This window comes from Microbulbifer magnicolonia, from assembly GCF_035117725.1.
GTDB lineage: Bacteria > Pseudomonadota > Gammaproteobacteria > Pseudomonadales > Cellvibrionaceae > Microbulbifer > Microbulbifer magnicolonia.
On sequence record NZ_JAYEFD010000002.1, the window covers coordinates 972,709 to 985,079 of the forward strand.

General features: G+C 62.7%; 12 protein-coding genes and 1 other RNA gene. 4 read left to right on the forward strand and 9 right to left on the reverse strand.

What is annotated here, in order from left to right:
• Nucleotides 1-8: 8 nt before the first annotated feature.
• The 8 genes from RRF64_RS13565 to hutC all read right to left on the reverse strand — a co-directional run bounded on the left by RRF64_RS13565 (nucleotide 9) and on the right by hutC (nucleotide 8,325).
• Complete coding sequence (locus tag RRF64_RS13565) at nucleotides 9-737, reverse strand: hypothetical protein (RefSeq protein WP_323846427.1); 729 nt, start codon at nucleotides 735-737, stop codon at nucleotides 9-11.
• Between the two features lie 115 nt (nucleotides 738-852).
• The gene (locus RRF64_RS13570) at nucleotides 853-1,233 is read right to left on the reverse strand and encodes a hypothetical protein (RefSeq protein ID WP_323846428.1); all 381 of its coding nucleotides are present in this window, start codon (nucleotides 1,231-1,233) and stop codon (nucleotides 853-855) included.
• A 99-nt stretch (nucleotides 1,234-1,332) separates the two neighbouring features.
• Nucleotides 1,333-1,653, reverse strand: coding sequence for a hypothetical protein (locus RRF64_RS13575; protein ID WP_323846429.1), 321 nt, complete (start codon nucleotides 1,651-1,653; stop codon nucleotides 1,333-1,335).
• Nucleotides 1,654-1,808: 155 nt separating this feature from the next.
• Complete coding sequence (locus RRF64_RS13580) at nucleotides 1,809-3,905, reverse strand: S9 family peptidase (protein WP_323846430.1); 2,097 nt, start codon at nucleotides 3,903-3,905, stop codon at nucleotides 1,809-1,811.
• Nucleotides 3,906-4,056: 151 nt separating this feature from the next.
• Nucleotides 4,057-5,607, reverse strand: a complete 1,551-nt coding sequence (hutH, locus tag RRF64_RS13585; RefSeq protein ID WP_323846431.1) for a histidine ammonia-lyase — start codon at nucleotides 5,605-5,607, stop codon at nucleotides 4,057-4,059.
• Between the two features lie 44 nt (nucleotides 5,608-5,651).
• A non-coding RNA gene (locus RRF64_RS13590) (sX9 sRNA) lies at nucleotides 5,652-5,726 on the reverse strand.
• A gap of 63 nt (nucleotides 5,727-5,789) precedes the next feature.
• Nucleotides 5,790-7,466 carry a urocanate hydratase gene (hutU, locus tag RRF64_RS13595; protein ID WP_323846432.1) on the reverse strand — a complete coding sequence of 559 codons (1,677 nt, stop codon included), beginning with the start codon at nucleotides 7,464-7,466 and terminating at the stop codon, nucleotides 5,790-5,792.
• A gap of 130 nt (nucleotides 7,467-7,596) precedes the next feature.
• Entirely contained in the window at nucleotides 7,597-8,325 is a 729-nt protein-coding gene (gene hutC, locus RRF64_RS13600; protein WP_323846433.1) for a histidine utilization repressor, read from the reverse strand.
• A 390-nt stretch (nucleotides 8,326-8,715) separates the two neighbouring features.
• On the opposite strand from hutC, the gene hutI reads away from it, so the two are divergent.
• The 4 genes from hutI (at nucleotide 8,716) to RRF64_RS13620 (ending at nucleotide 11,606) form a co-directional block, all read left to right on the forward strand.
• Nucleotides 8,716-9,960, forward strand: coding sequence for an imidazolonepropionase (gene hutI, locus RRF64_RS13605; RefSeq protein ID WP_323846434.1), 1,245 nt, complete (start codon nucleotides 8,716-8,718; stop codon nucleotides 9,958-9,960).
• On the forward strand, nucleotides 9,944-10,903 hold the full coding sequence (gene hutG / locus RRF64_RS13610; RefSeq protein ID WP_323846435.1) for a formimidoylglutamase: 960 nt from the start codon (nucleotides 9,944-9,946) through the stop codon (nucleotides 10,901-10,903). The genes hutI and hutG overlap by 17 nt, the downstream gene beginning before the upstream one ends.
• 16 nt (nucleotides 10,904-10,919) lie before the next feature.
• The gene (locus RRF64_RS13615) at nucleotides 10,920-11,327 is read left to right on the forward strand and encodes a GNAT family N-acetyltransferase (protein WP_323846436.1); all 408 of its coding nucleotides are present in this window, start codon (nucleotides 10,920-10,922) and stop codon (nucleotides 11,325-11,327) included.
• A 75-nt stretch (nucleotides 11,328-11,402) separates the two neighbouring features.
• Nucleotides 11,403-11,606: a hypothetical protein gene (locus RRF64_RS13620; RefSeq protein ID WP_323846437.1), complete on the forward strand. Its 204-nt coding sequence runs from the start codon at nucleotides 11,403-11,405 to the stop codon at nucleotides 11,604-11,606.
• A 150-nt stretch (nucleotides 11,607-11,756) separates the two neighbouring features.
• Here RRF64_RS13620 and RRF64_RS13625 read toward each other — a convergent pair whose 3' ends face one another.
• Entirely contained in the window at nucleotides 11,757-12,161 is a 405-nt protein-coding gene (locus RRF64_RS13625) for a nuclear transport factor 2 family protein (protein WP_323846438.1), read from the reverse strand.
• Between the last annotated feature and the right edge of the window lie 210 nt (nucleotides 12,162-12,371).

The following is a 12,371-nucleotide window of genomic DNA, read 5'->3' on the forward strand; positions in this document are numbered from 1 at the left end:
GCCAGCCTTTAGCGGCGCCCGCTGCGGGCGCGCGGCCGGTGTGCTCTCGATCCGTATGCTCTCGACCTGAGTGTTCCCGGTTCCGCGCCCTGCAGGCCAGGAGCGGGATAGGCGCGGACTCTGCCCCTTGCCCGCTGTTCGGCGCGGATGCGGTGGCTGCCTCTCACGCGCGGGCTCGACAGGCTGCGTCTGCCGTCCAGGCGCCGCCCGTCGCGCACCTGGATCTCGCCGCGCACGCGGCGGTCACTGCCAATGCCCGGCGCGGAGCGAATCCGGTGAATACCGCGCAGGTCGCTGTCGCCCTGCGGGGGATGGCGGCGATGAATGAAGTGGCGGCCCTGTATGCGACGACGTTTGTCGTCGCGAAAGCGGCGATCGCGTTTGTAATAAGGGCGATGGCGATAGTACGCGTAGGGACGGTAGTAATAGAGCTGGCCGTAGTAGGCGCCGGACGGGTAATAGTCCGGCCGGTAGCGGTAATAGTCGGGGGATGAGTACGTCGAATAGATAGCGCCGGCCGGATAGCTGTACGAGCGCGAATAATAAGTCCCGGTCCCTTCCGCATAGTGGCCTCCGGTGGAAGAACCGGAGGAGGGATAAGTGTAAGGCCGGGAGTAGGCCTGCGCGGTGTATGCGGGGCCACCGGCATAATAGGAGCCGCCGGTCGCACAGGCGCTCAGGGCAATCGCCAGGCACAAGGTGATGCCTGCGAGTCTTCGCTCAGCGATTATATTCATTGCGCAGGCTCCACCAGATGCACGGAAAAAATCCATGCCCCCGCAGCCCTCGCTGATTGAAGGCGGCGGGGGCGGGTGTGCGCAACCCGAGGAATGTGACTCCCCGGGCTAGCGGTTAGCGCCTGCCGCGTGCCGGTCTGTGTGCGCCGCCACGGTAACTGCGGTGCGGGGTCGCCGGGCGATGGTAGCCGGGGCGCCCGGGCCGGTAGCCGGGGCGGCCATAGTCGGGGCGTCCGCGATAGTAGTGGTGGCCGCGATAGTAGGGGCGGCCGTAGTAGTGGCGGTAGCGCGGGTGGTAGCGATAGCGGTAATAGGGGTAATAGCGCGGTGACGTGTAGTAGAAGGACACACCGCTGGATGGATAAGCGTAGGGATAGCCGTAGTAGCCACCGGAATAGTAGCTACCGCCATAGTAGCCATCGGTTGCACAGGCGCCCAGGGTCAGGGCGGTGCAAACCGTGACGGCAGTGAGCCCGGTTTTAAGTGCTCTGTTCATGATGCATTCTCCGGTAGTGGGAAGCTCCTTGGGTTGAGGCATTCCCTGCGGCACATGCATGTCGCTCGCCTGTCGGGGGTGAATCACACCCGCGCCCGGTCAGTAGGGCCTGGGTCGCGGGGGCGGTGGGGCTGGCCGGTACCGGTAGTGGTGTGTCGGCCGGTGATATCGGTGAATGGGGCGCTGGAGGTAGTGGCCGCCGCTCCGGTAGTAGTCGGGGTGGCGCACATTGTGGCAGACGCCGCCGGGGTGGCAGTGGTAATAGCGGCCGCCGACCTGGTAGTGGGGGGAGCTGCTGTAACCGGAAGTGGAAGCGCCCGTATAGGTGGTGTTTGTGCAGGCCGGCAGCGTCAGTGCCGCCACGGCAGTCAGCGCACAGCCTGCACCGGAAAGCAGCAGCTTCCTGGGCAGCAGTTTCATGTAGACCTCCGCGCCTTTTGGCGGGTAAAACGTCTACTATTCAGCCTAGCAGGGCTGGCGCAAATTTCATTAAATTGGTGATATTTACCCGAGATTGTGCCGGGTGCAGTGACCCCAATGGCGCGGAGAGGCCCGGCGCCATTGGGGAGGGAGGGCTATTCGGCGGTTTCCAGGTTGGTTGCGATCATCTTCGCCTTGTCCAGCGCCTGGCTCAGGCCCGGCACAAAGTCGGCGCCGTGCACCACCTGAATGCTGGATTCGGCCAGGTCCCCGCCGATCGGCTGGTAGCGCCCGCCGATACAGTCGGCCAGAAAGGCCTCCGTGGCGGCGTAAAACGACAGGTTGTTTTCCGGCTTCTGGAAGCCGTGACCCTCGTCGGGATAGAGGATGTAGGTCACCGGAATACCCTTGTCTTTCATGGCCGCTACTATCTGGTCGGATTCGGCCTGCTTCACCCGCGGATCGTTGGCGCCCTGGCCGATCAGCAGCGGCCGCACGATTTTGTCGGCGCGATTGAGCGGTGAGCGCTCCTGCAGCAGCTTCTTGCCCTCAGGTGTTTCCGGATCGCCGACTGCCGCGTGCAGTGTGTTGCGGAAGCTCTCCCAGTAAGGCGGTACAGAATCCAGCAGCGTATACAGATTGGACGGCCCGACGATGTCGACGCCACAGGCGAATTTCTCCGGCGTAAAGGTCAGTCCCACCAGGGTTGCATAGCCGCCGTAGCTGCCGCCCATGATGGCGACCTTGTCCGGCGAGGTTATGCCCTGCGCTATGGCCCAGTCGACGGCGTCAATCAGGTCATTGTGCATGGCCCCGGCCCACTCGCCGTTGCCGGCGTTGACGAAGTCCTTGCCGAAACCGGTGGACGCGCGAAAGTTTACCTGCAGCACGGCGTAGCCGCGGTTGGCGAGCCACTGCACTTCACCCGAATAGCCGAAGTTGTCCCTGCCCCAGGGGCCGCCGTGCACCAGCAGGACCAGAGGAACCGGCGCGGATACGGATCCGTTTTTATCGGCATTTGCCGGCAGGGTCAGGTAGGAAACCAGATCCTTGCCATCGCGGGAGCGGATCGTCTGTGGATACATTTTTGCCAGCGGCAGGCCGGCGAGTTTCGGATTGGTGACGAAGAGTTCTTGCAGTTTATTGCCGTCGCGCTGGAAAACCTGGTAGACGGGCGAGGCGTTGCCGCGGTCGGTGTACAGCACCCACTTGGATGCGTCCAGCGTGGACGCCAGTATGGAGAAATCCCCTTCGACCTTCGCGTTCAGCGCGGCGAAGTCATCCGCGTAATCTTCCTGCAGGGCCGTCCAGCTGTTGGTGTGTACATTCACCGCATAGGCGATGGGCTCGTGGTTGCGCGGGTGGAAAAAGACATCGGAAATATCGGCGAGCTTGGATTCCGCCAGCAACTCGGTCTCGTCGGATTCCAGGCTCATGTGCACCAGCGCCGCCTTGTCGCGACCGCGGCTGTCGAGAATATAGATACCGCTGTTGCTGGCGTCGAAGCCGAGAATTTGCGTGGTGAAGGTGTCCTCGACCGGAATCTCGAACAGCTGCAGCCAGTCCTCGTCGCGCCATTCGAAGACATTGAAGCCGCCGCTCGGCGTCGACTCGGTGGCGAGGCGCAGATTCAGGTCGTTGTCGAGGAAGAAACTGGCGAAACCGTCGTTCTCGAGGATCAGTTCCCGCTTGGCAGATTTCAGGTCGACTTTGTACAGATCGTGCCAGCGCGGATCGCGATCGTTCATGCCCACGATGACGAGTCCCGGATGCGCTTCGCTCTGGGCTACCATCTGCGCCTGCACACCCTTGTAGGGCGACAGATCGACAATGTCCTTGGTGTTCAGATCGATGCTGTAGAGGTGCCAGTTTTCGTCGCCGTTTTCGTCGCGGATGTACAACAGGTGCTCGCTGTCCAGCGCCCAGAAGTGCGCGGGAATACCGCGGCCGGTATCGCGGGTGACCGGTTCGGCGGCGTCGATGTTGCCCGCCGGCGCCACCCACAGATTCATCACGCCATCCAGCGGCGCGCGAAAACTCATCTTGCTGCCATCGGGGCTCAGGCGCCCCTGGAAACGGCTGGGATTGCCGAACAGCAGCTCCCGGTCAATCAGTTTGATTTTCTGCTCTGCCGGTGGCTTGTCGGCAAGGCTTTCCGGTTTGATTTCCGCTGTCGATTCGCCCTTGGGGCCACAGGCGCTGACCAGTACAAAGAGTGATATTACCCCTAAAAATCCGCTTGGTTTTTTCATAGCTGATTCCTGCTTTATTTTCGGTGTACATCCATTACTCCGCGGTCAGCATTGCACAATGCCCGGAGCTTGGAAAGCTGGCACAGGTCGAGCGGTTCAAAAAAGAAAAGGCGCCGGTTGAACGCAGCGCCTTTTGCAAAGGAGGGGAAAATCAGTGGGTGCTGGGCAGCAGCTGCGGATCGACAAACTGCAAGTAAACCGCACTGGCGAGCAGCTGTTTGGCCTGTTCGATATCCGGCGCGAAGTAGCGGTCCTTGTCGTAGAAAGACACGCGCTCGCGCAGCAAGCCCTTGGCCTGCTCCAGTTTTTCCGTGCTCTTCAGCGGCGCGCGGAAATCGATACCCTGACAGGCGGCCAGCAGTTCCACCGCGAGAATGCCGCAGGTGTTGTCGGCCATATCGCGCAGGCGGCGGCCGGCGAAGGTGGCCATGGATACATGGTCTTCCTGGTTGGCGGAGGTCGGCAGTGAGTCGACGCTGGCCGGGTGGGCGAAGGTCTTGTTCTCGCTGGCCAGCGCCGCCCCGGTTACCTGCGCGATCATAAAGCCGGAGTTGACGCCGCCGTTTTCCACCAGGAAGGGCGGCAGGCCGGACAGGTTACTGTCGATCAAGAGCGCCATGCGGCGTTCGGACAGTGCGCCGATTTCCGCCAGCGCCAGCGCCAGGTTGTCGGCGACCATGGCCACCGGTTCCGCGTGGAAATTGCCGCCGGAGATGATGTCGGAGTTGGCCGGATTCTCCTCGTCGGTGAATACCAGCGGGTTGTCGGACACGCCGTTGGCCTCCGCCAGCAGCACCTCAGCGGCGAAGCGGATCTGCTGCAGGCAGGCGCCCATGACCTGCGGCTGGCAGCGCAGGGAGTATGGGTCCTGCACCTTTTCGCAGAACTGGTGCGACTCGCCGATCGCACTGGCATCGCCGAGCAGATCGCGGTACACGGCGGCCACATCGCGCTGCGCCTGCTGGCCGCGGGCCGCATGAATGCGGTCGTCGAACGGGCGTCGCGAGCCCTTGGCCGCCTCCAGCGCCAGGGCGCCGGTCACCAGGCCGCCGGCGAGCAGGTCTTCGGCGGAGAACATGCCCAGCAGCGCGAATGCGGTGGACGCCTGGGTGCCGTTCAGCAGTGCCAGCCCCTCTTTCGGTGCCAGGGTCATCGGCTGCAGGCCGGCCTTTTTCAGGCCCTCCCTGGCGGACTTGCGCACACCGCCGATAAACACCTCGCCCTCGCCCAGCAGCACCACGCTCATATGCGCGAGCGGCGCCAGGTCGCCGGAGGCACCCACGGAACCCTTCTCCGGGATGGCCGGGAAGACCTCGGCATTGACCAGCTTGATCAGCGCCTCGATCAGCTCGGCGCGCACACCGGAAAAGCCGCGCGCGAGCGAGTTGATCTTCAGCACCATCAGCAGGCGCACGGTGGCCTCTTCCATAAAGTTGCCGGTGCCCGCCGCGTGCGACAGCACTATGGCGCGCTGCAGCGCCTCCAGATCTTTCTGCTCGATGCGCGTGTTGGCCAGCAGGCCGAAACCGGTATTGATGCCGTACACGGTGCGGCCCTCGGACAGCACCTGGGCGACTGTCTTGGCCGAGGCCTCGATGGCCGGATAGGCGCTTTTCGCCAGTGACAGCTGCACCGGCTCGCGCGCCACGCGGCGCAGTTGCGCCAGGCTCAGTTGACCGGGATCGATTTCCAGTTTGTACATAAATTCTTTCACCGAAAATTAATTATTACATTTGCGTCGGAAACCGTTGCACGACGTAGCGAGCGGGTGGCAGGCGGCGGTCGCCGGAGCGGAGGCACCGGAATGTACAGAGCGTACATGAGGATGCCGAGCACCGCCGAACGCCGCCAGGCGCATGCGCAGTAGTCGTGAAATGGTTTCCGTCAGTCTTTCAGCATCGGCAGGTCTAGGCCCTGCTCCTTAGCGCATTGCTTCGCGATCTCGTAACCGGCATCCGCATGGCGCATCACGCCGGTGGCCGGGTCGTTCCACAGCACGCGCCCGACGCGCTTGCGCGCGGCCTCGGTGCCGTCGCAGACGATCACCACACCGGAGTGCTGGCTGAAGCCCATGCCGACGCCGCCGCCGTGGTGCAGTGACACCCAGGTGGCGCCGGAGGCGGTATTCAGCAGTGCGTTCAGCAGCGGCCAGTCGGACACCGCATCACTGCCGTCCATCATGGCTTCGGTTTCGCGGTTGGGGCTGGCCACGGAGCCGGAGTCGAGGTGGTCGCGGCCGATCACAACCGGCGCTTCCAGCTCGCCGTTGGCGACCATCTCGTTGAACGCCAGCGCCAGGCGCGCGCGGTCTTTCAGGCCAACCCAGCAGATGCGCGCGGGCAGGCCCTGGAACTGGATGCGCTCGCGCGCCATATCGAGCCAGTTGTGCAGCTGCGGATTGTCCGGAATCAGCTCCTTTACTTTCGCATCGGTCTTGTAGATATCCTCCGGGTTGCCGGACAGCGCCGCCCAGCGGAAGGGGCCTATGCCCTCGCAGAACAGCGGGCGGATATAGGCGGGCACGAAACCGGGGAAATCGAAGGCGTTCTCAACGCCCTCCTCGAAGGCCATCTGGCGGATGTTGTTGCCGTAGTCCAGGGTGGCGGCGCCGCGCTTCTGCAGTTCCAGCATCGCCTCGACCTGGATCGCCATGGATTTTTTCGCCTCCTTCACCACCAGCGCCGGGTCGGATCTGCGCATTTCAGCGGCCTGGGCCAGCGTCCAGCCCTTCGGCAGGTAGCCGTTCAGCGGGTCGTGGGCAGAAGTCTGGTCGGTAACGGAATCCGGCAGGATATTGCGCGCGACGATTTCCGGGAAAATATCCGCGCAGTTGCCGAGCAGGCCGACGGACACCGCCTCGCCTTTCGCTTTTGCGTCTTCGATCATCTGCAGCGCCTCGTCGAGGCTGGTGGCCTTTTTATCCACGTAGCCGGTGCGCAGGCGGAAGTCGATACGGGTCTCGTCGCACTCGACCGCGATCATGGAGAAGCCGGCCATGGTTGCGGCGAGGGGCTGGGCGCCGCCCATACCGCCGAGGCCGCCGGTCAGGATCCAGCGGCCATTTGCTTCGCCGTCGAAGTGCTGGCGCGCCACCGCGGCGAAGGTCTCGTAGGTGCCCTGCACGATGCCCTGTGAGCCGATATAGATCCAGGAGCCGGCAGTCATCTGGCCGTACATGGCCAGGCCTTTCTTATCCAGTTCGTTGAAATGTTCCCAGGTGGCCCAGTGCGGCACCAGATTGGAGTTGGCGAGCAGCACGCGCGGCGCGTCGGCGTGGGTCTTGAACACGCCCACCGGCTTGCCGGACTGAATCAGCAATGTTTCGTCGTCTTCGAGGCGCTTCAGCACCTCGACGATCTTGTCGAAACACTCCCAGTCGCGCGCGGCGCGGCCGATGCCGCCGTAGACCACCAGATCCTCGGGGCGCTCGGCCACGTCCGGATCCAGGTTGTTCATCAGCATGCGCAGCGGCGCTTCGGTGAGCCAGCTCTTGGCGTTCAGCTGGGTGCCGCGCGGGGCGGTGATCTTGCGGCTGGGGTCGTGGCGGTTGTCGGTGGTCATGATTACCTCGCAATTTTTTTCCAGAGCATTCGATAATTTCGCTGTAGGAGCGGCCCATGGCCGCGATTGGGCTTCCAGGTTTCTCTCGACTCTGATCGCGGCCATGGGCCGCTCCTACAGATGTGAATTCCTAAAATCGGAGCTGCGCTCCCAGTCGGTAGCGGTTGCCCGGGTGCACCAGCCGCGCGAAACTCACGGTGCCGACGCTGCTCTTGGTGCGCCGCCAGATCTGCAGGCAGGCGCTGTTCGTCTCTATCGCCAGTGCCGCCGCTATCGCCGGTTTTGCTGCAATCGCCTCGACGGTGGTGTCCGCTTCGGTCAGCGGCGCTACCCTGGACAGGTAGGCGTTGGGCGTGGTGGCACTGAAATCCTGCTGCAGGTACTCGGGCGCCAGTGCCGGATTGGTAAAGCGCTCCTCCCACTGGACCGGCAGTTGGTTGTCGCAGTGCACTATGATCGAGTGAAATACCCGTGCGCCCTCGGGCATGCCCAGGGCGCGCGCCACGTCGGCCGCGGCCTCGCACTCCTGCAACAATAGAATGCGATTGCTGTAACTGTGGCCGCGGGCGGAGATCTCGTCGGCAATATTGCGCACTTCCAGCAGCGAGCCCGCCGGCACCGGTTCGGCGACAAAGGTGCCGAGGCCCTGGGAGCGCATCAGCACGCCCTCGTCGGTCAGCTCGGTCAGGGCGCGGCGCGCGGTCATGCGGCTGACCTGGAACTCCCGCGCCAGATCGTTTTCCGACGGCACACGAAAGTGCACCGGCCACAGACCGGATTCGATCTGCTGGCGGATATGGCGCTTGATCGCCGCGTAGCGGGGCTCATTACCTGCCGCGGTGTTCTTGGGGTTGGGCATAAACTCGGGTACAGTGCTGTATGAACTTGTATATGGTTGTATATACAAGATTGTGGCAACTATGGTCGCCCCGGGGGTGACTGTCAAGCGGTTGGCTAGTGGTTCAAGCGGTACATTCGGTAACTAAAGCTCACAGCCACAGGCTCCGGGGCAAGGCGAAAAAGCGCAGGACTAGCAGGGCTAATTCAAGCTTTTTCAACGCCGCACCGGCGCCTGTGGCGAAGAGATCGGTTACTGAATGTACCGCTTGGACCACTAGTCAGCCGGACCGGCCGCCGATAAATCCGTTCGGTCGACTGACCGAGCGTCTATGGTTAGAAAAAGGAAAACCGCGCCGCCCTGACCCCGGAGACGGGTCGTCCTGTGCGAGAGCGCCGTAAATGTGAGCCTATGACAGAACGCTGTGATCTGCTGATTACCAATGTCCACGCCGCCACCATGGATCCCTCCATTGCCGGGGCCTACGGTGCCGTAGAGGATGCCGCCGTGGCGGTGACCGGCGGCAAGATCGTGTGGCTGGGGCCGCGCAGGGAGTTGCCGGACTGCGCCGCGGACAAGACCCTCGACGGCGAGGGCCAGTGGCTGACGCCGGGCCTGATCGACTGTCACACCCACCTGGTGTACGGCGGTCACCGCGCGTCGGAATTCGCCCGCCGCCTCGGCGGCGAAAGCTACGAGGAAGTGGCCCGCTCCGGCGGCGGCATTCTCTCGACCGTGCGCGCGACCCGCGCGGCCAGCGCCGAACAGCTGTACCGCGCCGCCGAGCCGCGCCTGCAGGCGCTGATGTCCGAAGGTGTGACCACGCTCGAGGTGAAATCCGGCTACGGCCTGGATCTGGACACCGAGCTGAAACAGCTGCGCACCGCGCGCCGCCTGGCCCAGCACTACCCGGTGGAGATCACCACCACCTGCCTGGCCGCCCACGCGCTGCCGCCGGAGTACGACGGCCGCCCGGACGAATACATCGACCTGGTGTGCGAGCAGATACTGCCGGCGGTGGCGAAAGAGCAGCTCGCCGACGCGGTGGACATGTTCTGCGAGTCCATCGCCTTCTCCGTCGAACAGTGCCAGCGGGTGATCGACTGCGCCAAGAAACTCGACCTGCCGGTGAAGGTGCATGCGGAACAGCTGGCGCGCACCGGCGCCACCGCGATGGCCGCCAGGGCCAGTGCGCTCTCTGTCGACCATATCGAATACATCACCGACGCGGACGTGGCCGCCATGGCCGAGAGCGGCACCGTCGCGGTCCTGCTGCCCGGCGCCTTCTACACGCTGCGCGAGACACAGATGCCGCCGGTGGAAAAGCTGCGCGCTTCGGGTGTGTCGATGGCGCTGTCGACCGACCTGAACCCGGGCAGCTGCCCGATCGCGTCGCTGCGCCTGATGATGAATATGGGCTGCAACCTGTTCGGCCTGACGCCCGCCGAGGCGCTGGCCGGCGTGACCCGCTCGGCGGCGCGCGCACTGGGGCTCTGCTGCTCCCGCGGCGCATTGCGCCCGGGGCTGCGCGCGGACATGGTGCTGTGGCCGATGGAGACACCCGACCAGCTGGCTTACGAAGTGGGCGCACTGAAACCCGCACAGATCTTCTTCGCAGGTAAAACAGTAGGAGGCAGAGATGTTACAGCTGGCTGACATGCACCTGTGGAGCGGCCGCACCGACACTGAAGACGGTAAGGCCGGTGAACGGTGGCACCAGCGTGTCAGGCCACTGCAGCTGGACAGTCCTGCGGGCCTCGCGATTCTCGGCTTCGTCTCCGACGAGGGCGTGCGCCGCAACAAGGGCCGCATTGGCGCCGCTAAGGGGCCGCGCATCCTGCGCCTGGCGATGGCGAACCTGCCGGCCACTTTCGACGCGCCGCTGTACGATGCCGGCAACGTGAAAATCGAGAAGGAGGACCTGGAATCCGCGCAGTCGATGCTCGGCGCACGTATTACCGAACTGCTAAACGGCGGCCACTTCCCGCTGGTGCTGGGCGGCGGTCACGAGATTGCCTACGGCAGCTATCAGGGCATAGCGCGCTGGATGCGGGAACTGCAGCGCGACAAGACCCTCGGCATTATCAATTTCGATGCCCACCTGGACCTGCGCATCCCCGCACCCAAGGGCTCCTCCGGCACGCCCTTTTACCAGATCGCCGAGCAGTGCGAGATCAACGGCCGCCCGTTCCATTATCTCTGCGTCGGCGCCGCCGACAGCGCCAATACGCCGGCGCTGTATAACCGCGCCGACGAGCTGGGCGCGAAAGTGATCCGCGACCGCGAGATCAGCAGCTGGAATCTGGAAAATGTACAGGCGCAGATCCGCGAATTTATCGATGGTGTGGACTTCGTCTACCTGACCTTCTGCCTGGATGTGCTGCCGGCGGCGGTGATGCCCGCCGTCAGCTCTCCGGCCGGGCGCGGTGTGTCGCTGGAACTCATCGAGCCGCTATTGGATAGCGTGCTGGATTCGAACAAGGTGTGCCTCGCCGATATGGCCGAGTTCAATCCCTATTTCGATATCGAGGATCACGCCGCGCGCACGGCTGCGCGTATTGGCTTCCAGATTGCCGGCGCTGCCATGGCCGGCCGTTGAGTGACATCGGGGCAGAATGGATATAGCAATCAGGCCCGCGCAACCTCACGATCTCGCCCAGATGCAGGCAATAGCTCGCCGCACCATCGACAAGAACTACCGCGTTTTTTTTGGGGGGGATGAGGGTGTGGATTGGTTTTTATCCGGGCCCTCCGACGACTATCTGGCGGAACATCTCGGCTCTGCCGAAGTTATCGTGGGTAACGGCCAGGTGCTGGGCTTTTCCGTGTGCACCGACAATCTGATCGACCTGATGATGATCGACCATGAAAGGCACGGCGGTGGCCTGGGGGGCAGGCTGCTGGCCCACATGGAGAACAACCTGTTTCCGCGCTATAACACCATTCGTTTGGAGAGCTTTGCCGGCAATCACAAGGCGAATAATTTTTATCTGAAGCACGGCTGGAAAATCATAAAAACCTAACTGGACGAAATGTCCGGCGGCGAAAAGCACACTCTGGAAAAAGACAGAGACTGAACATTTATCGGAGTCGGGATTGTGAAAAAGGGACTACTCGCCGTGCCGCTTGTCGTGTTGGCCGCATGCAGCAATCAGCAGATATACGACTCGGTACAGCGGAACCGGCTGCATAACTGCGAGAAATATTCCGGCCCCCAGTATCGCGACTGCCTGCAGCAGTACGACCAGTCCTATGCGGATTATCAGCGGCAGCGGCGGGAGTTATTGCGCGAGGAAGAGTAGCCCTGCGGCATCGGTGAGAATGCGAAGAGGCCCCGGTTGAGGGGCCTCTTTGCTTTGGTATCGCGCTATCTTACTGGGGGTGGTCCTTGAGTTCCGCTCCCGCCTGCTCCAGCGCTTAGCAGAGGAGCTTACTGAATGGCCTTGCACGGCCTAGTTTCCCCTGGCACGTTCGATCTCCGCGAGCAATTGCGCGCGATCGAAGTACACCTCGTTTCGCTTGATCTTGCCTTCACGGTCCAACTGGACGAAACAGACGCCAACGATCTCCAGCTCCTTTTCTCCAACGGGAATTCGAGCCAGCCACTTATTGAGAAATCCGCCTTGCAGCGGAATACCTTCCAACTGGGTCCATACCCAATCCGGGTTGTGAGCCAGAAGTTTGCGAAAGTAAGCGAGCAGCGCAGCCTTCCCCTCTACGCCATCGGGGATGGCGGGGTCAAGGTAGAAGGCATCGTCTGAGTAGAAGCTCGCCAACAACTCTGGATTGTTGCCGGTCCACGCGGGAAGCCAATGCTCCGAAAATGCCTTGGCTTCTTCTTGGGTCAGTGATCTCATGATTTCAGTTCTTTTTTAAGGTCTAACGAAGCTGGAAAAAGCTTCAGTCTCTACATATGATTCAATCTTCCCCGGAAAATCTAGCTTCTATATAAATTCTGGAATTTTACCGTATGGAAAATGAATTTCAGGGCACTCTTCGCACGAAAGATTTATCCGATGAAGGCTCGTGCGAGCTTTTCTACAGCCTCAGTACCGCAGCATCGGGCG